This window comes from Streptomyces sp. NPDC093510 (genome assembly GCF_040683555.1).
Taxonomy (GTDB): Bacteria; Actinomycetota; Actinomycetes; order Streptomycetales; family Streptomycetaceae; genus Streptomyces.
Genome location: NZ_JBFBEE010000001.1, coordinates 214,098 through 232,822, shown reverse-complemented (window position 1 = coordinate 232,822; position 18,725 = coordinate 214,098). Strand labels below are relative to the sequence as shown.

Genomic DNA, 18,725 nt, shown 5'->3' with positions numbered 1-18,725 from the left:
TTCCCCAGCTTAAGGGGCGTGCAAGACTGCGGATATGCGACGCCTGTTCCCTGTGACCGACCAGACAGCCGACCGGACCGTCGACCGTACCGACCGGACAGTCGACTGCGCCGACCGGACAGTCGACCGGACGGCTGACCAGACGGCCGACCGGGAGTGGACCCTCGACGAGCTGGCCGACGCCTACGCCTACCCCCCGGGGGAGACGGCCTGGCTGCGCGCCAACATGGTGTCCACGCTCGACGGCGCGGCCCACCACGACGGCCGCTCCCACCCGATCTCCGGCGACACCGACATGCGGATCTTCGGCACCCTGCGCGGCCTGGCCGACGCCGTGGTCGTCGGCGCCGAGACCGTCCGCAAGGAGGGTTACCGCCCGGCGAAGGCGCGTTCGGCCTTCGAACGGCACCGGGCGACGGCCGGGCAGACGACCGCGCCCGCCATCGCGGTCGTCAGTGCCGGCCTCGACCTGGACTTCTCGCTTCCGCTCTTCACCGCGCCCGTGACGCCCACGCTCCTGGTGACGGGGGCCTCCGCGCCCGCCGACCGGATCGACGCGGCGGAGAAGGCGGGCGCCGTCGTGGTGATCGCCGGCGAGGGTGCGACCGTGGAGCCGGAGCGGGTGGCGCCCGCCCTGGCCGAACGGGGGCTGACCAGGCTGCTCACGGAGGGCGGCCCCCGCCTCCTCGGCCAGTTCGTGGCCGCCGGGGCGCTGGACGAGCTCTGCCTGACGGTGTCCCCGATGCTCACCGCGGGGGACGCGCAGCGGATCGCGGGCGGGTCCGCCCTGGCGGTGCCGGAACGATTCGTACTGACGTCCGTACTGGAGGAGGCCGGGTTCCTCTTCACCCGATACCGTCGTACCTGACATTCAGCGGAATCAGCCGTTCCGTTTGGCTTCGGCCGGGCACACTAGATTGCGCAGACCCCGTGCGGCTACGGGGCAGGATGGTTTCCGCAAGGGCCTCAGCACGGCCCACGGATGAGAAGGGCGCCTGGCGTGTTCACAAGCGTATTGATGATCGAGAAGGCCCTGACGTCCGCCGACGTGGAATTCGTCACCACTTTGCACGGGGACGAGCCGGTGGCCTTCCACGTACTGCTCCAGCCCAGGGGCGACCAGGCGGACCGTCTGCTGCGGGCCATCGACGACGTCGCCCTCGGCGAACTGGACGAGGCGGCGCGCGAGGGCGATACCCCGGAGGGACAGGAGGCGACAGGCCCCGGCGAACAGGCGCTGCGGGTCTCGCTGACCGCGCTGCGCGCGGCGGGCTGCGCGGCGCAGGGGCGCCTCATCGAGGACCATCCGCTGGACGCGCTCAAGAACCTGGTCGAGGACGCCGACGCCGACGAGGTGATCGTCCTGACCGACCCGCACTACGTGGAGGAGTTCTTCCACCGCGACTGGGCCTCGCGGGCACGGCACAAGGTGGGCGTCCCGGTCCTGAAGCTCTTCTCGCACAGCCTGGCCGAAGAGGCGTAGCCCAGGGGGCCGGGGTGCCTCGGGCGTCGTGCCCCACGGCAGGCAATAGGCTGGGCCCTGCTCAGTCGACGTCACACTTGGGGAGACACACGCATGGCACCCGGCCTGCCTCAGTCCATGGCCGACATGGACCGACCGCACTTCATCGGCATCGGCGGCGCCGGAATGTCGGGCATCGCGAAGATCCTGGCCCAGCGCGGCGCCAAGGTCGCGGGCAGCGACTCCCGCGAGTCCGCGACCGCCGAGGCGCTGCGCGCGCTGGGCGTCACGGTCCACATCGGGCACGACGCAGCCCACCTCGCGTCCGACGCGACGTGCGTCGTCGTCTCCTCCGCCATCCGCGCGGACAACCCCGAGCTGGCCCGCGCCGCCGAGCTGGACATCCCCGTCGTGCACCGCTCGGACGCCCTGGCGTCGCTGATGAACGGCCGGCGCCCGATCGCGGTGGCGGGTACGCACGGCAAGACGACCACGACGTCGATGCTGGCCGTCACCCTCGCCACCCTCGGCCTCGCCCCGTCGTACGCGATCGGCGGCGACCTGGACGTGCCGGGGTCGAACGCGCTGCACGGCGAGGGCGACATCTTCGTCGCCGAGGCCGATGAAAGCGACCGCAGCTTCCACAAGTACGCGCCCGAGGTCGCCATCGTCCTCAACGTGGAGCTCGACCACCACGCCAACTACGCGTCGATGGACGAGATCTACGAATCCTTCGAGATCTTCGCGGGCAAGGTCGTCCCCGGCGGCACCCTGGTCATCTCGGCGGACCAGCCGGGCGCGGTCGAGCTGACCAAGCGCGTCCGGGACCTCGGAGAGCTCAAGGTCGTCACGTACGGCGAGTCCGAAGGCGCCGACCTGCGCATCCACAAGATCACGGCACGCGGTCTGACCAGCGAGGTCACCGTCCTCCTGGACGGCAAGCTGCTGACCTTCACGGTCTCGGTGCCCGGCCGCCACTACGCGAACAACGCCGTCGCCGCCCTCGCCGCGGGCATCGCGCTCGGCATCCCGTCCCGGAACCTGGCCGGCGCCCTGAAGTCGTACACCGGCGTCAAGCGCCGCCTCCAGCTCAAGGGCGAGGCCGCGGGCGCCCAGGTCATCGACTCCTACGCCCACCACCCCACCGAGATGACGGCCGACCTGGAGGCGATGCGCTCCGCCGCGGGCGACGCGGGTGACTCCCGCATCCTCGTCCTCTTCCAGCCCCACCTCTTCTCGCGCACCCAGGAACTGGGCACCGAGATGGGCCAGGCCCTCGCCCTCGCCGACTCCTCCGTGGTCCTCGACATCTACCCGGCCCGCGAGGACCCGATCCCCGGCATCACCAGCGCCCTGATCATCGACGCCGCCCGCGAGGCCGGCGCCGAGGTCGTCGCCGCGCACGACAAGGCGGAGGCCGTGCGGACGATCGCGGGAATGGTCCGGCCCGGCGATCTCGTTCTCACCATGGGAGCGGGCGACGTCACGGACCTCGGCCCGCAGATCCTGACCGAGCTGACCGAGCAGGCCTAGCCGTCGAGCTGTCGAGTTGGCGAGTTGCCGAAGTAAGGGGTTCACAGTCATGTCGTACGACGTCGAGAAGCCGGACGAGCAGTGGCGAGCGGAGCTGACCCCGTCGGAGTACGCCGTGCTGCGCCAGGCCGGCACGGAGCCCGCCTTCGTCGGTGAGTACACGGACACCAAGACGAAGGGTGTGTACTCCTGTCGCGCGTGCGGCGCGGAGCTGTTCACCTCGTCGGAGAAGTTCGAGTCGCACTGCGGCTGGCCGAGCTTCTTCGACCCCAAGGACACGGACGCGGTCGAGCTGCTCCAGGACACCTCGCACGGCATGGTCCGCACGGAGGTGCGGTGCGCCCGCTGCGGGTCGCATCTCGGGCACGTGTTCGAGGGGGAGGGGTACGCGACCCCGACCGACCAGCGGTACTGCATCAACTCGATCTCGCTGCGGTTGACGCCGGACGAGGGCTGAGTTCTTCCGTGGGGCACGGCGGCGGGGTTGCCGCCGCCGTGCCGGATCGCCGTCAGGCGCGGGGGGCTCCCTGGTGGGGAGTCGCGGTCTGGGCGGGGTTCCGCGGTGGCGTCTTCCCTGTATCGGAGTCAGCCAGTGAAGGCATGCAAATCAATATGCCTACGGCAGCGGCTGTTCGAATGACAGTGGAGAACGACGGGACTCGTTTTACAGGCCCCATTGCTTTCTTGCTCGGCATTTGTGCTGTGTCTCCAGAACGCCAGAAGTGCGGACGGACGGAGCGGTTTCTCCGCCCGTCGGGATCTTGGCGTACCGCTAAAGCGCGGGTCAACCCTGTAGCGGATTTTCCTGATCCGGCCCCTGCGTGGAGCGCGATCTGGTAGAGCGAAATGCTTTACGCGAGCTGTTCCGGATCAGGTGCCGGAATTCTGGATTCCGGTTCTACCTCTGCGAGCGCCGCCCGCGCCCGCGCCGCCTCGTCCGCCGCCCCCGTGCGGTCCGCCGCGGCCACCGCCGCCGTGAGGTGAGCCGCCGCCGAAGCCGCCTGGCCCAGGCGGTGCTCGGCCGCCCCCAGCCCGTGCAGGGCCTGCGCCTCCTCGTGTGTCGCCCCGATGCTCCTGGCGAGCTCCAGGGCGCGCGTGTGATGCTCGGCCGCCTCGCGGAAACGGGCCGCCGAATGCAGGGCGCTGCCCATTCCGTGCAGGGTTATCGAGGCATTGCGCCGGTCGCCGAGGCGGCGGAAAGAGGTCAGTGAATCCTGGTACAGGTCGAGCATTTCATTGATTTCCGTCGACGCGTCCATGGTGTTCGCCAAATTGACCTGTGCCATGGCGTGCTCCGCGGTGGTTCCCGATGCCGCGAGGATTTTCCGGGCCTCTTGGAGGAGGCGTCGCGCGGATTCCCTGTCGCCGATATGGAGGTGGAGGTCCGAGAGATTGTTGAGTACGTGCGCCTCTTCGTGGGCGTCGCCCACCGCGCGGAATCTGACGAGCGCGGAGTGGAAATGCTCGTCGGCGACCTTGAAGTTGCCGAGATAGAGGTGGGTGATGCCCAGGTTGTTCTCCGAGCGGGCGAGCTGCCACGGGTCGCCCGAGCGTGTGCGCAGTGCCAGGGCCTCCTCCTGGTCGGCGAGGGCCTCCGGCAGGCGGCCGAGGTTCCACCGCAGCACGCCCCGCGCGTGCCGCACTTCGGCCACCGTCGTGTCGTCGATGCCCCGGGCCGCCCCCAGGGCCCGTCCGAGGACGACGAGGGCCTCGTCGTAGTGGCCGTTGCGGGACAGCGCGGCGCCCTGGTTGATCAGCGCGTACACCTCGGCCTCCGGCTCGCCCCCGGCGCGCCAGTGCGCCGCGGCCGCCAGGTGCATGTCCTGGGTGTGGGCCGAGTACCTCTCCTCGTGGAGGAAGCCGGCCAGCGAACCGGCGAGCAGCGCCGCCTCGTGCGCCCGGCCGTGGGTACGGCAGTGGCGCTCCGCCGCGATGAGTCCGGAGCACTCCGCCGTCAGCCAGCGCCGGGCGTCGGCCGGGCTGTTCCACGCGGGTGTCCGGTAGGGGGAAAGGTGGCGGGAAATATTCGCTCGCGGGCGCCGCGGGGCGATCAGCCGGTCCGCCGCGTCGGATGACTGTATGTAGAAATCGATCAATCGATGGAGAGCCTGTTCCCGTTCGACGGGTTTTAGTTCGGATGCCGCCAGCGTGCGCGAGTATTCACCGAGAAGATCGTGTGTGGTGTACCGCTCGGGAACCGGTTCCTGGATGAGGTGGGCGTCAAGGAGTCCTTCGAGAACGCGCTCTGTACGGTCGATCGGAAGATCCGCAAGAGCGGCCGTCGTGAATGCGTCATAATCCGGGCCGAGTTGGAGCCCGAGGATGCGGAAAACCGCTCTCTCCTCGGCGCCGAGTGTGTGGTACGAGACCTCGAATGCCCGGGCTATCTCCTGGGTGCCGTCCCTGATTTCCCGCAGTCTGCCGTGTCCGTGGGTGAGCCGGTGCAGCAGGTGGCCGGCCGTCCAGGAGGGGCGGGACGCCAGGCGCCCGGCGGCGATCTCGATGGCCAGCGGCAGCCGCCCGCAGAGCTGGACGATGGCCGCGACCTCGCGGGTGTGGGCGGGGCCTGGCTCACCGGCCAGTTCACGGAAGAGGGCGACGGCGTCTTCCTGGGGCAGTACGTCGAGCAGGACGGGGCGGACGCCGGGCAGGCCGGAGAGCCGACGGCGGCTGGTGACGATCATCAGCGAGGGGGAGGGTCCCGGCAGCAGGGGTCGCAGGTGGTCGGGGTCCGCCACATCGTCCAGGACGATGACGGCACGACGCCGGCTGAGCAGCGTGCGCCACAGGCTGACGAGGGCGTCCGGATCGTCGGGCAGGTCGCCGGGCGGGATCCCGAGCATCCGCAGCAGCGCCGTGAGGGCGGCCCGGGTGGTGAGGGGCTCCTGGCCGGGCGAGTGGGCGCGCAGGTCGAGGTGGAGCTGGCCGTCGGGGAAGAGCGGCTCCAGACTGCGGGCCGCGTGCAGGGCCAGCAGCGTCTTGCCGACCCCGGCCATCCCCGAGATGGCCTGCAACGCGATCACGGTGCCGGCCGACCGGCCGGCAGCCCGGCCCGCAGCCTGGCCTGCCGCCCGCGTGGTGGCCGCCAACTCCTCCTGCCGGCCCACGAGTTCGGCGTGCCGGGGCAGGGTGTGCGGGGTGGCGACCCGCGGTTCCCCGCGGGGGAGCAGCTCACTCAGGGGAGCCCTGTTCAGGACGAGGCGGTGCAGGCGCGTGAGGGCTTCGCCGGGGTCGGCGCCGAGGTGCTCGCGGAGGTGGCGGCGGACGGTGTCGTACACATGGAGGGCGTCGGCCTGCCGGCCGCACCCGTACGTCGCGGTGATGAGCTGGGCGGCCAGCGTCTCGTCGCCGGGGTGCCGGTCGAGCAGCGCAGCCACGTCCGGTACGAGCTCGGCGAAATGGCCTCTGCGGAGTTCGATGCCGAACCGGGTCAGGTGGGCGGCCAGCTGCCTCTGCGACAGGGTCGCGCGGACGCTCTCCACCCAGAGGCCGCTCAGTCCGGCCAGCGGTTCGCCGCGCCACAGGGCCGCCGCTTCCCGCAGCAGATCGAGGGCCGCCCCGTCGTCCGCGCCGTCGGCCAGGGCGCGGGCCCGGGCGGCGAGCTGCTCGAACCGGTGGCAGTCCACCCGCTCCGGACGGATGTCGAGCAGATACGTGTGGGCCCGCTGCACGAGCAGGTCGTCGCTGCCGGTCGCCCGGAGGCGCCGGCGGATCCGGGCGGCGTAGGTGTGCAGGCCCGCGCGCGGTTTGGCGGGCGGGGTGTCCTCCCACAGCCGGTGGATCAAGGTGTCCAGGGAGACCGGCCGGCCCGCGTCGAGGGCCAGCGCCGCGAGTACCAGGCGTTCTTTCGCGGAGCCGAGGAGATCGGCATGGCCGTCGTGTTCCAGCGAGACGGTTCCCAGGACGCGAATACCGATCTCCACCAGTGCCCCCGTCCGCCGGCCGGCCAGTGTTCTGAATAGGCGTCAAAGAATCGCATGATGTCAATATCGTTCAAATAGTGGCGCAGGATGGTTCAGTTCATTGGCTTGTTCTGGCGTAACCACTCTTCTTTGTGACCTTCGTTGTGTCGCGTTCGGTCTGACGGGAACGGCCGGAGGGTAGGACGCAGGCGCGATGTGGATCGCGTAAGACCACATAAAGCCGCGGAACTCGAGAAGGGGCGGGCGATGGATCAGGTGACGGCCCTGGAATTGAAGGCCGCCCTGACGCTGGCGGTCGCCCGGCCGGAGGCGGCCCGCGCCCTCCTGGACGCCGTGCGCGCCCGGGTGGACGCGGAGACGGCCGAACTGGTCCGCGCGTGGGCAGCGCCGCGGGCGGGCACCGACAGCGGAGAGCTGATCCGGTCCCTCTCCGCCGCGCTGGCCGAACAGGCGGCGGCCCGGCCCGGGTTGGCCGGTGAACTCCGAAACTGGCTCGGCGGCATCCCGGCCATGCCCCTGCCTGACGTCGCCAACTCCGTCGACGGGGGCGCCCGGGTACAGGGAGCCGTCGTCCAGGCACACGGCATCCACGGCGGAGTGCACATCCATCCCGCCGCACCCGTCCCGGCGCGGACACGCGTGGTGCCCCGCCAATTGCCGCCGGTACCCGCCCACTTCACCAACCGCGAGCGGGAGCTTGCCGCCCTGCACCGGACGGCGACGGCCTCGCCGGGAGCGCCGGTGCTCGCGGTCATCAGCGGTCCCGCCGGCGTCGGCAAGACCACCCTGGCGCGCCGCTGGCTGCTCGGCCTGGCCGACGCCTTCCCCGACGGGCAGCTGTACGCCGACCTGCGGGGGCACTCCGGCAGCGAGCCCGCACGTCCGGGCGAGCTCCTCGGACAGTTGCTGCGGGCCGTCGGCGAGGACCGGGTCCCCGCGGACCTCGGAGAACAGTCCGCCCTGTGGCGCTCGGCCACCGCCGGGGCGCGGATCGCCCTGTTGCTGGACAACGCGGTGAGCGCGGCGCAGGTCCGCCCGTTGCTGCCCGGCGGCTCGCGGGCGCTGACGGCGGTGACGAGCCGCGGGCGGCTGAGCGGCCTGGGCATGGACGGCGCGGCCTTCCATCCGCTGGGGGTGCTCGCCACCCATGAGGCGGTGGAACTCCTCCGCCGGCGGATCGGCGCCGACCGGGTGTCCCGCGAGTACGAGGCCGCGCTGTCGGTCGCGCGCGCCTGCGCGGGACTGCCCCTCGCGGTGTGTGTCGCCGCGGCCCGTGTGGCGGCGCGGCCCCGGCAACCGCTGGCCGCGATGGCGGGAGCGCTGGACGGCAGGGGCGGCAAAGTCCTGGACGCGCTGAGAGTGGAGGGGGAGTACGCGGTGCGGGGCGCCCTCGACACGTCGTACCGCCTCCTGCCGCCCGAACAGGCCCGTGGCTACCGCAGGCTGGGCCTCGCCCCGGTCCCGCTGCTCAGCGTCGAGGTCGCGGCCGAGGCCTGCTCACTGCCCGGGGACGAGGCGGACCACCTCCTCGATGAGCTGGCCGAGGTGAACCTCCTGGAGGACCTCGGCCCCGACCCGCGCACCGGCGCGGGCCGGTACCGCTTTCACGACTTGGTGAAGGCCCACGCCGGACAGCTCGCCGCCGACCACGACGGGCCCGCCGACTCCGGTGCGGCGGTGCGGCGCGTCGTCGACTTCTACCTGTCCGCCGCGACCGAGGCCGAGACCCTGCTCACGCCCAGCCATCGCATCCTGCCCCGCCGCTACGCCCGGATCCCCGCCCAGCGGCCGCCGTTCACGGACGCGCCCGGCGCACTCCGCTGGCTGGACGCCGAACGGGCCCACCTCATGGCCGCGCTGCGTACCGCGGCGGAGCGTGGGTGGGACGACACGGCGTGGATGCTCGCCGACGCGATGTTCCCGCTCTTCTTGCGCCTGCGACCGTACGACCTGTGGATCGAGGCCCACCAGATCGGCCTCGCGGCGGCCCGACGCGCGGGGGAGAAGGAGGCCGAGGGGCAGATGCTCACCTCCGGCGGTGCGGGGCTGCGCAACGCGGGGCGGCACGACGAGGCGGTGGACTGGTTCGGCCAGGCGCTGGCCGTGGCACGGGAGAGGACGGCCGCGCTGGAAGGCGGCCGGGGCCCTGTCCCCGGCGCCGAGGGCCGGGACGCGCTGACGGCCGCCCGCCGGGCCGAGGCCCAGGCGCTGCACGGCCTGGGGCAGTCGCACCGGCTGGCCGGACGGCTGACCGAGGCCACCCGGTACTTCCGGCTCGCCCTGCCGCTCCGCGAAGCGATCGGCTACCGCCGCGGTGCCGCCCTGACGAGGATCTGTCTGGGTGACGTGGCGCTGGCCGACGGCCGCCCCCACGAGGCGCTGCCCCACCTGGCCGCCGCCCGCACGGACCTGCTGGCCGAGGGTGACCCTTACGATGCCGCCCGCGCCCTGGCCTTCCTCGGCCAGGCCGCCCTGCGGTGCGCGGGCGCCGACGTGTCCGCCGTCGAGGCAGCGGAGAGCCAACTGGCCCAGGCACTCGCGGAGTTCGAGGAGACGCACTCCCCGCATTGGCAGGCGCGTGTTCTGGAAATGCTCGGCGAGGCGGCCCAGGAACGACGCGATCCGGAGCGGGCCAGGAGCTGGTACGAGCAGTCCCTGGCTCGCTACGAAACCGTCAGCGCTCCCGATGTGCGGCGACTAGAGGAGCGGCTGCGGAGCATGGGCTCGGGCTAGCATGGGCTCGGGCTGAGGAGTTCCGCGTACCACTCGCACACCAACCGAGTCAGCTCACGGCCCGTCAGATCTGTTCGCCGCAACGGCAATACGCCTCCCGGGGGCTGCCGGTGACTGTGGTGCCACCAGCCCCCCTCCACCCGGCGCACCACCACCAGCACGCACCCCGGATAGCGCCGCAGGGTGCGCGAGGCCAGCGGGGCGGCCGCCCGGCACGGCCGCGGGCGGTCCGCGTACAGCACGTCGGCGCACTGCCGCCATGTCTCCCCCGTGGGGCAGCCGGTGAACGGGCAGAGGCAGGGGCAGTCCAGGCAGGCGATCACCGGTTCGTCCGGGAGGGCGAGTGCGCTCATGCCGGGATCTCGCCGGTGGCCGTCACACCCGCCAGGGGCGCCGGGACCGGCAGCGGCGGCAGGGACGCCGCGTGGGCCGGCTCGCCGAGTCCGAGGAGCCGGTACATCAACTTCCGGGTGTTGCGGGCGAACCGGCCCGGCTCGGAGGAGATGCGCCGCCCGATCCGTTCGTACTCCGCGGCGGGGTACTCGGCGCGCGCGTACGCGAGCTGCTCCCCCAGCGGGTGGGCGGGCGAGAGGGCGGGCGCGATCCGGGCCAGCTCGGCCGCGGGCGAATCGGGGTTGACGTCCGTGGCCGGGAAGCGGGCCAGCAGGACGGCCGCGCGGGTGAGCGTCGCGTACAGCGTCACGGAGCCGTGGTCGCCGATCACCCAGTCCGCGGCGATCAGGGGAACACGCCAGTCGGTGTCCGGCGGCAGGACGACGATGCCCCGCCGTTGGGCGGCGGCCAGCCACGACCGCACCTGCCAGTCGCCGTGGCAGGACCAGACGTTGGGGTGCACGAGGACCGCGACCCGATGGCGGGCCGGGTCGAGTTCCGTCAGCAGTCGGGGCAGCAGGGCGTCCAGGCGGTTGAAGGACGAGCCGAGCCCCCAGGTGGAGGAGACGAGGACCAGGCGCTGTCCGCGGCGCAGACCCAGCGCCGTGCGGTACCGCCCCCGCAGCGGCAGACTCGCCACCAGCCGGTCGTGGCAGGCATCCCCGACGACCACGCTGACGGGCAGGGCCTCCGGGCAGGTGCGCGCCAGGGTGGCCAGCTCCTCGCGGTGGGCGAGTGCCAGCGCCCTCGGAACCACCTTCCCGTGCCGCGTCAGGTATTGCCGCCCCAGCTCGCCGACGGTCCGTGGCGCACCCGGGTCACGGTCGTCCGTGAGGCGGGACAACTTGATGTGTCCCGCGCCGTGCGGCATCCGCAGCAGCGGGCCCCGCAACCGGTGGACGCCCTGGGAGCCGGCCGCGAGGACGAGGTCGAACTCCCCGCGCAGCGCCACCTCCCACGGCAGTGCCGTGCCGCCCAGGGCGCGCAGCACGCGCTCCGCCCCGGCGTTGAAGGCGTGGGGTGCGATCGTGAAGTGGATCTGGATCCGCAGGTCCGACTCGAGGAGCGGGAGCAGGTCCCGCAGTCGGCTGCCGTACACCTCGGTGTGCACGACGACGAGGACGCGCTTGCAGTCGGTCAGGGTCAGCCACTGCGCGTCGTGCCCGGATCCGGAGCGGACTCCGGATCCGGGTAACGGCCTCGTCGAGATGGCTCTGCTCTCAACCGCCATTGTCTCCCCCGGGGTTGTGGACTCCTTTGGGCAGGACGCTTCGGGTCGGGGGTGCCCCGGAGCGCGGGCGGAAAGCTTGCGCGACGCTTGCGGGATCCTTGCAGGAGCGGCGCGCCGGGCAGTTCAGCGCCCGTCACGGTGCCGGCGCCCGAGCTTCAATGCGTCAGAACGTCAGCTTCCAGCTGTTGATGTAGCCCGTGTCCTGGGCGGCGACGTCCTGGACGCGGAGTTTCCAGGCGCCGTTGGCCGGCTCGCTGGACGCGTCGACCGTGTACGTCGCGATGACGTTGTCCGCCGAGTCGTTGCTGCTGGAGTTCTTCAGGCGGTACGCCGTGCCGTCGGGCGCGAGCAGGTCGACGACCACGTCGCCGCGCCAGGTGTGCCGGATGTCGACGTCCACCTTGAGGGTGGCCGGGGCGTTGCCGGTGCGGCCGGTCACGTCCACCGTGGAGGTCACCGCTGCGCCGTTGTCAGGGACGGCGACGTCCGTGGTGTTCTCGTACGCGTCGCCGGGCGGCACCGTGGTGCCCGCGCCGAGCGTCCAGACCGCGTGGGCGACGGCGTCGCTGTTGCGGTCCAGGGCGGTGTCGTTGATGTTCGACGTCGTGTCGCAGGACGAGTGGTAGCAGCGGTCGAAGGCCTGACCGGCCGTGCCGCCCCACTTCTGGGCCTGCGCGCTGGACTTGGCGCGCTCCGCGCCGGTGAAGAGCCCGCCGACCGGGATGCCGACGTTCTTGAACGGGGCGTGGTCGGAGCGGCCGTCGCCGTCGGTCTCGATCTCGGTGGGGACGTTCAGGCCCGCGTAGAAGTCCTTGAACGTCTTCTCGATCGTGGGGTCGTCGTCGTAGACGAAGTAGCCCGGGTTCGGCGAGCCGATCATGTCGAAGTTCAGATAGCCGCTGACCTTCGAACGGTCCGCCGCGGGCAGGTTGTTGACGTAGTACCGCGAGCCGACCATGCCCAGCTCCTCGGCGCCCCACCAGGCGAACCGCAGGTGCTTCGTGGGCTTGAGCTGCGCGCGCGAGACGGCGAGCGCCGTCTCCAGGACACCGGCCGAGCCGGAGCCGTTGTCGTTGATGCCGGGGCCCGACGAGACGCTGTCGAGGTGGGCGCCCGCCATCAGGACCTGGTTCGCGTCGCCGCCCGGCCAGTCGGCGATCAGGTTGTAGCCGGTGCCGCCGCTGGCGGTGAACTGCTGGATGCGGGTGGTGAATCCGGCCGCGTCCAGCTTCGCCTTCACGTAGTCGAGGGAGGCCTTGTAGCCGGGGCGCCCGTGCGCGCGGTTGCCGCCGTTGGCCGAGGCTATGGACTGGAACTGGGAGAGGTGCGCCTTGACGTTGGCGAGCGGTATGTCGGGCGCGGCGAGCGTGGGCGCGGGGGCGGCGGTCGTGGCGACGGCGGGAGCGGCGGTGGCGAGCAGGCCGCCGATGGCCAGAGTGGCGGCACCGACGGCCGCACGTCTGAAGAGTTTCATGTGGGGCTCCGTATTCCGAACAGCGAGAGGGACGGAACGTGCGAGGCGCCCTGCGACGCGGGTGCCGCGGGGCGCCTTTGGAGCTGTGCGTTGCCTGATGTTGAGGGCGTGACGACCCACCGTCAAGAGCGGAAACCGGTCACATTGCGGTCAGCCTTGTTCGGATAGCGGACAGCTCCGCGGTGACCCGCGAGATGACGGTTCGGGATGCCTGCCCTCTTTACCGGGACGGGGCCTCCGGTTTACCGGGACGGGGCCTCCGGAACGGTGTCCGCGAGTCCGGTTTACCGGGACGGGGCCTCCGGTCTACCGGGACCGGGCCTCCGGAACGGTGTCCGCGAGCTCCGAAGCGGTCGGGTAGGAGCCCTGCGCCCCCTTGCGGGTGACCGCCGCCGCACCCACCCGCACCGCGTACGCCGCCGCCGTCGGCAGGTCCTCGCCGAGGCCGAGGCGCCAGCCGAGCGCCGCGGTGAAGGCGTCACCCGCACCCGTCGTGTCCACCGCGTCGACCTTCGGACTCGGTACCCGTACGACGTCCGTGCCGTCCGCGGTGAGCGCGCCCTCGGCGCCCAGCGTGATCACCACCGAGCGGGGGCCGAGCGCGAGCAGCCCGCGCGCCCACTCCTCCGGAGCCTCGCCCGCCTCCTCCCCGAGGATGACGCGGGCCTCGTGCTCGTTCACGACCAGCGGGTCGCAGGCGGCCAGGACCTCCGCGGGCAGCGGGGCCGGCGGCGACGGGTTGAGGACGAAGCGGGTGCCGGGGCGCAGGGTGCGGACGACCTCGGCGACCGTGTCCAGGGGGATCTCCAGCTGGCTGGAGACCACCCGGGCCGCGGAGAGCAGGCTGCCCGCCGCGCGGATGTCCTCGGGGGTGAGCCGGGCGTTGGCGCCGGGGGACACCACGATGCTGTTGTCGCCCGACGGGTCGACCGTGATCAGCGCGACCCCGGTGGGCGCGCCGCCCACCAGGACGCCGACGGTGTCCACGCCGGCCGCGCGCTGCGCGTCGAGGAGCAGCACGCCGTGCGCGTCGTCGCCGACCCGGGCGAGCAGCGCGGTGCGGGCGCCGAGCCGGGCCGCGGCGACCGCCTGGTTGCCGCCCTTGCCGCCGGGGTGGACGGCCAGGTCGGAGCCGAGCACCGTCTCGCCGGGCGCGGGGCGCCGCTCCACGCCGACCACCAGATCGGCGTTGGCGGAGCCCACGACCAGCAGCTCGTAGTCGGTGTTGTCGGCGTTCATGTGCTGATTCCTGCTTTCTTGCGGTGAGGTGGTGACGGCTGCGACGGTACTCGCGCGGCGGCACTCATATCCGACCAGGCCAGGTCAGGGCGGATCAAGTCAGGAGAAGTCCCGCACGTTCTTCGACGTGACGACCTTCACCGGCACCTTCACCGTCTCCTGGACCTTCTTGCCCTGCGCGGCCCGGACCGCGTTGCGCACGGCGATCTTCCCGAGCTCCTTGGGCTGCTGCGCCACGGACGCGTACAGCGTGCCCGCCTCGACCGCCTTGAGGCCGTCGGGCGTGCCGTCGAAGCCGACCACCGGGACCGACTTGCCCGCCTTGTCGCCGAGCGCCTTGACCGCGCCGAGCGCCATCTCGTCGTTCTCGGCGAAGACGCCGTTCACGCCCTTGTTGGACTGCATGAGGTTCGTCATGACGTCCAGGCCCTTGGTGCGGTCGAAGTCCGCGGGCTGCTTGGCGACGACGTCGATGCCGGGGTACGCCTTGATGCCCTCGGCGAAGCCCTGCCCGCGCTCGCGGCTCGCGGAGGTGCCCGGCGTGCCCTGGAGGACGACGACCTTGCCCTTGCCGCCCAGCTTCTCGGCGAGCGTCTTCGCCGCCAGCCTGCCGCCCGCGACGTTGTCGGAGGCGACGAGCGTCGCGGTCTCCGCCTTGTTCACCCCGCGGTCGGCGGCGACCACCGGGATGTCCTGCTTGTTGGCGCCCCGCACGGCGGGACCCGCCGCGTCGGAGTCCACCGGGTTGACGATGATCGACTTCACGCCCTCGCCGGTGAAGTTCTGCAGCTGGTTGGTCTGCTGGGACGCGTCGTTCTGCGCGTCGGTGACCGTCAGGTCGATGCCCGCCTTCTCGGCCTCGGCCTGCGCGCCCTCCTTCATCTGGACGAAGAAGGGGTTGTTGAGGGTGGACAGCGACATGCCGATCTTCGTGCTCGTGCCGGACGAGCCCGAGTTGAAGAAGGAGACCGCGCCGACGACGGCCGCCACGACCACGGCGGCGACCGCGTACTTCACCGCCTGCGGCCCCTTGCCGCGGATGCCCCCGGCTGCCCCCGAGGAGGCCCCCGGAGTCGCCCCGGCCCGCCGCCGCAGCGTGTCCAGGAGGACCGCGAGCGCGATGACGACACCGATCACGACCTGCTGCCAGAAGGCCGACACGGAGAGGAGGTTGAGGCCGTTGCGCAGCACCGCGAGGATCAGCGCGCCGATCAGCGTCCCGGATGCCTTGCCGACGCCGCCCGCCAGGCTCGCGCCGCCGATGACGACCGCGGCGATCGCGTCGAGCTCGTAGCCCTGCGCGGCCTGCGGCTGCGCGGAAACGAGGCGGGAGGCGAGGACGATGCCCGCGACGGCCGCGAAGAGGCCGGAGAGCGCGTAGATGACGAGCTTCTGCCGCTTGACGCGCAGCCCGGAGAGACGGGCCGCCTCTTCGTTGCCGCCGATCGCGTACATGGAGCGGCCGATGAACGTACGCCCGAGGACCAGCGCCGTGACGAGGCCCATCACGACCATCACGATCACCGGGACCGGCAGCCAGCCGCCCACCGTGTCACCGAGGTGCGACACCGAGTCGGGGAACGCGATCGGGCTGCCCTGCGAGATCACCAGGGAGAGGCCGCGGGCCACCGACAGCATCGCGAGCGTCGCGATGAACGGCGGGAGTTTCCCGTACGAGACGAGCAGGCCGTTGACGAACCCGCAGGCCATGCCGGTCGCCACGGCGAAAACCACCGCGAGCCAGACCGGCAGGCCCTGCGAAGTCGCCGTCCAGGCGAGGACGGTGGCGGAGAGCGCGGCCACCGAACCGACGGACAGGTCGATGCCCGCCGACACGATCACGAAGGTGACACCGAACGCGAGGATCGCGGTCACCGCGGCCTGCACGCCGACGTTGAGCAGGTTCTGCGTGGTGAGGAAGTCGCCGGAGAGCAGCGACATCGCCACGACCAGGACGATCAGGGCGCTCAGCGCGCCGTTGTCGAGCAGGACGCGGCGGAGCGAGGCCGCGCCACCCGCGTCGCGCTTCAAGGTTTCAGTGGCCACGGGAGCCCTCCGCTGTCGTGTCTTCCGCTTGCGGTACTGCTGTCGTGCTGACGGCGAGCGCCATCACCGCGTCCTGGGTGGCCTCTTCGGCCGTGAGCTCGCCGGCGATCCTGCCCTGTGCCATGACGAGGACCCGGTCGCTCATGCCGAGCACCTCGGGCAGATCGCTGGAGATCATCAGGACCGCGTGCCCGGAGGCCGTCAGTTCGTTGATGAGCTGGTAGATCTCGACCTTCGCGCCCACGTCGATGCCGCGCGTCGGCTCGTCGAGGATGAGGACCTTGATGTCCGCGAGCAGCCATTTGCCGATGACGACCTTCTGCTGGTTGCCGCCGGAGAGGGTGCGGACGTGCTGGCCGAGCCCGGCCATGCGCACCCCCAGCTGCTCGGCGATGCGCGCGGCGGCCCGCTGCTGGCCCTTGAGGTCCACGAGCCCTGCGCGGGTCGCCGAACGCAGCGTCACCAGGCCGAGGTTCTCCCGCACGGAGGCGTCGAGGAGGAGCCCCTGACCCTTGCGGTCCTCGGGGACCAGGCCGATGCCCGCGCCCATCGCCGCGTTCACGTCGTGCCGGGGCAGCCGCTCGCCGCGCACGTCGACCGAGCCGGCGTCGTAGCGGTCGGCGCCGAACACGGCCCGCGCCACCTCGGTGCGGCCCGCGCCCACCAGACCCGCGAGGCCGACGACCTCACCGGCCCGCACCTCGAAGCTGACGTCGTGGAAGACGCCGTCCCGGGTGAGGCCATCGACGCGCAGCAACGGCGGCCCGGTGTCCGGGCGTTCGCGCGGATACTGCTGCTCGATGCTGCGCCCCACCATGAGGCGTACGAGCTCGTCCTCGTCGGTCGACGCGGGCACCTGGTCGACGCTGCGGCCGTCGCGCAGGACGGTGACGCGGTCGCCGAGTGCCGCGATCTCCTCCAGGTGGTGGGTGATGAAGACGATGCCGACGCCGTCCTCGCGCAGCGTGCGCACGATCCGGAAGAGCTTGTCGACCTCCTCGGAGGTGAGGACGGCGGTGGGCTCGTCCATGATGAGCACGCGCGCGTCCAGGCTGAGCGCCTTGGCGATCTCGACCATCTGCAGCCGGGCGATGCCCAGTTCGCGCACCTTGGCGCGCGGCGACACCTGGACGCCGACCCGCCGCAGCAGCTCCTCGGCGTCGGCTTCCATCTTCTTCCGGTCGACGAGGCCGAAGCGGCGTGGCTGCCGCCCGAGGAAGATGTTCTCGGCGACGGTCAGGTCGGGTACGAGGTTGAACTCCTGGTAGATGGTGGCGATGCCGAGCCGCTCGGCGTCCTGCGCGCCGTTGATGCGGACCTCGCGCCCCTCGGCGAAGATGCGTCCGCTGTCGGGGCGGTAGGCGCCGGAGAGCATCTTGATGAGGGTGCTCTTGCCCGCGCCGTTCTCGCCGAGCAGGACGTGCACCTCGCCGCGCCGCAGATCGAAGTCGACGGAGTCCAGCGCGACGACGCCGGGGAACGTCTTGCGGATGCCTTCGATGCGCAGCAACTCGCTCTGCTCACTCACGGGTTGCTCCTTCGGGTCGTACGGAGGTGTCCTCGCCCGTACCGGTGTCTTCGCCGATGCCCTCACCGCAGGAGCGGCGGACGACGAGGCGGGCGGGCAGGGAGACGGACCGCGGGCTCCTGCCCCCGATCCGGTCGACCAGCGCGTGCACGGCGGCCCGGCCGAGGTCGGCGGTCGGCTGGGCGATCGCGGTGACCGGCGGGTCGGTGTGCACGAACCACGGGATGTCGTCGAAGGCCGCGAGCCCGATGTCGTCCGGGACGCGCAGGCCGTGCGCGCGGATCGCGTCGAGGGCGCCGAGCGCCATCAGGTTGTCGGCGGCGAAGACGACCTCGGGCGGCTCGGGCAGCGCGAGGAAGCGCTCGGTGGCGCGTCGTCCGCTGCCGGCCTGGAAGTCGCCCTGCCCGATGTACGCGTCGGGCAGCGCGGTGCCGTGCTCGCGCAGCGCGTCCCGGAAGGCCTCGACGCGTTCGCTGCCGGTGGTGGTGGCGGCGGGGCCCGCGATGATGGCGAGCCTGCGGTGGCCGAGCCCGTGCAGGTGGGCGACGAGGTCGCGGACGGCCTGCCGCCCGTCGGAGCGGACGACGGGTACATCGACGCCCACGCCGGGGATCCACCGGTCGACGAAGACCATCGGGGTGCCGGCCCGCACGGTGTCGAGCATCAGCGGCGAGCCGCCGTCGGTGGGGGAGACGAGCAGCCCGTCGATCCGCCGGTCGAGCAGGGTCCGCACGTGGTGGTCCTGCAGCTCCGGCCGCTCGTCGGCGTTGCCGATGATCACGCTGTAGCCGAGCGCGCGGGCCGCCTCCTCGACGGAGCGGGCCAGCTCCGTGAAGTACGGGTTGAGCACGTCGCTGATGACCAGGCCGAGGGTGCGGGTCCGGTCGGTGCGCAGGGACCGGGCGACGGCGTTCGGCCGGTAGCCGAGCGTGTCGACGGCGGCGACGACCCTGGCGCGGGACGCGGGGCTGACGGAGGGGTGACTGTTCAGGACGCGCGACACAGTGGCGACGGACACGCCGGCCTCGGCCGCGACGTCCTTGATGCTCACCGCACTGGGAGTCATCGCCGGTCCACCTCCTTGTGGAATCGATTACACGGAGGATTGGAAACGATTACACGGCGGCCTGGCAAGAGGTGCACAGGGATCGTGGCGCCGGTGA

General features: G+C 71.9%; 12 protein-coding genes. 5 read left to right on the top strand and 7 right to left on the bottom strand.

All coding sequences use genetic code 11. The features are described 5' to 3' along the window. The first annotated feature begins 34 nt into the window (after nucleotides 1–34). From AB0N81_RS00880 to msrB, 4 genes are all read left to right on the top strand, one after another. Complete coding sequence (locus tag AB0N81_RS00880; RefSeq protein WP_365354439.1) at nucleotides 35–868, top strand: pyrimidine reductase family protein; 834 nt, start codon at nucleotides 35–37, stop codon at nucleotides 866–868. A gap of 150 nt (nucleotides 869–1,018) precedes the next feature. Then, nucleotides 1,019–1,483: an indole-3-glycerol phosphate synthase gene (locus AB0N81_RS00875; RefSeq protein ID WP_365354826.1), complete on the top strand. Its 465-nt coding sequence runs from the start codon at nucleotides 1,019–1,021 to the stop codon at nucleotides 1,481–1,483. A 93-nt stretch (nucleotides 1,484–1,576) separates the two neighbouring features. After that, complete coding sequence (gene murC / locus AB0N81_RS00870; RefSeq protein WP_365354437.1) at nucleotides 1,577–2,995, top strand: UDP-N-acetylmuramate--L-alanine ligase; 1,419 nt, start codon at nucleotides 1,577–1,579, stop codon at nucleotides 2,993–2,995. A gap of 49 nt (nucleotides 2,996–3,044) precedes the next feature. Beyond that, nucleotides 3,045–3,452, top strand: coding sequence for a peptide-methionine (R)-S-oxide reductase MsrB (gene msrB / locus AB0N81_RS00865; RefSeq protein WP_365354435.1), 408 nt, complete (start codon nucleotides 3,045–3,047; stop codon nucleotides 3,450–3,452). 394 nt (nucleotides 3,453–3,846) lie between these two features. Here msrB and AB0N81_RS00860 read toward each other — a convergent pair whose 3' ends face one another. Next, nucleotides 3,847–6,918, bottom strand: a complete 3,072-nt coding sequence (locus AB0N81_RS00860; protein WP_365354433.1) for a BTAD domain-containing putative transcriptional regulator — start codon at nucleotides 6,916–6,918, stop codon at nucleotides 3,847–3,849. Nucleotides 6,919–7,164: 246 nt separating this feature from the next. On the opposite strand from AB0N81_RS00860, the gene AB0N81_RS00855 reads away from it, so the two are divergent. After that, nucleotides 7,165–9,651 carry a tetratricopeptide repeat protein gene (locus tag AB0N81_RS00855; RefSeq protein WP_365354432.1) on the top strand — a complete coding sequence of 829 codons (2,487 nt, stop codon included), beginning with the start codon at nucleotides 7,165–7,167 and terminating at the stop codon, nucleotides 9,649–9,651. Nucleotides 9,652–10,000: 349 nt separating this feature from the next. Here AB0N81_RS00855 and AB0N81_RS00850 read toward each other — a convergent pair whose 3' ends face one another. The 6 genes from AB0N81_RS00850 to AB0N81_RS00825 form a co-directional block, all read right to left on the bottom strand. Then, a complete protein-coding gene (locus AB0N81_RS00850) occupies nucleotides 10,001–11,275 on the bottom strand; it encodes a hypothetical protein (protein ID WP_365354430.1) in 1,275 nt (424 codons plus the stop codon). A 163-nt stretch (nucleotides 11,276–11,438) separates the two neighbouring features. Further along, nucleotides 11,439–12,749: a M28 family metallopeptidase gene (locus tag AB0N81_RS00845; protein ID WP_365354429.1), complete on the bottom strand. Its 1,311-nt coding sequence runs from the start codon at nucleotides 12,747–12,749 to the stop codon at nucleotides 11,439–11,441. Nucleotides 12,750–13,055: 306 nt separating this feature from the next. Further along, on the bottom strand, nucleotides 13,056–13,988 hold the full coding sequence (locus AB0N81_RS00840) for a ribokinase (protein ID WP_365354427.1): 933 nt from the start codon (nucleotides 13,986–13,988) through the stop codon (nucleotides 13,056–13,058). Nucleotides 13,989–14,087: 99 nt separating this feature from the next. Further along, entirely contained in the window at nucleotides 14,088–16,034 is a 1,947-nt protein-coding gene (locus tag AB0N81_RS00835) for a substrate-binding domain-containing protein (protein WP_365354426.1), read from the bottom strand. Further along, entirely contained in the window at nucleotides 16,024–17,562 is a 1,539-nt protein-coding gene (locus AB0N81_RS00830; RefSeq protein ID WP_365354425.1) for a sugar ABC transporter ATP-binding protein, read from the bottom strand. Before AB0N81_RS00830 ends, AB0N81_RS00835 begins: the two co-directional genes overlap by 11 nt. Then, complete coding sequence (locus AB0N81_RS00825; protein WP_365354423.1) at nucleotides 17,555–18,628, bottom strand: LacI family DNA-binding transcriptional regulator; 1,074 nt, start codon at nucleotides 18,626–18,628, stop codon at nucleotides 17,555–17,557. Before AB0N81_RS00825 ends, AB0N81_RS00830 begins: the two co-directional genes overlap by 8 nt. Nucleotides 18,629–18,725 lie beyond the last annotated feature (97 nt).

What these genes read in the sequence shown, in the direction of transcription:
- AB0N81_RS00880 (WP_365354439.1), top strand. Translation starts at nt 35, where the DNA reads ATGCGACGCCTGTTCCCTGTGACCGACCAGACAGCCGACCGGACCGTC.
- murC (WP_365354437.1), top strand. Translation starts at nt 1,577, where the DNA reads ATGGCACCCGGCCTGCCTCAGTCCATGGCCGACATGGACCGACCGCAC.
- AB0N81_RS00845 (WP_365354429.1), bottom strand. Translation starts at nt 12,749, where the DNA reads ATGAAACTCTTCAGACGTGCGGCCGTCGGTGCCGCCACTCTGGCCATC.
- AB0N81_RS00855 (WP_365354432.1), top strand. Translation starts at nt 7,165, where the DNA reads ATGGATCAGGTGACGGCCCTGGAATTGAAGGCCGCCCTGACGCTGGCG.
- AB0N81_RS00850 (WP_365354430.1), bottom strand. Translation starts at nt 11,275, where the DNA reads ATGGCGGTTGAGAGCAGAGCCATCTCGACGAGGCCGTTACCCGGATCC.
- AB0N81_RS00875 (WP_365354826.1), top strand. Translation starts at nt 1,019, where the DNA reads ATGATCGAGAAGGCCCTGACGTCCGCCGACGTGGAATTCGTCACCACT.
- msrB (WP_365354435.1), top strand. Translation starts at nt 3,045, where the DNA reads ATGTCGTACGACGTCGAGAAGCCGGACGAGCAGTGGCGAGCGGAGCTG.
- AB0N81_RS00825 (WP_365354423.1), bottom strand. Translation starts at nt 18,628, where the DNA reads ATGACTCCCAGTGCGGTGAGCATCAAGGACGTCGCGGCCGAGGCCGGC.
- AB0N81_RS00840 (WP_365354427.1), bottom strand. Translation starts at nt 13,988, where the DNA reads ATGAACGCCGACAACACCGACTACGAGCTGCTGGTCGTGGGCTCCGCC.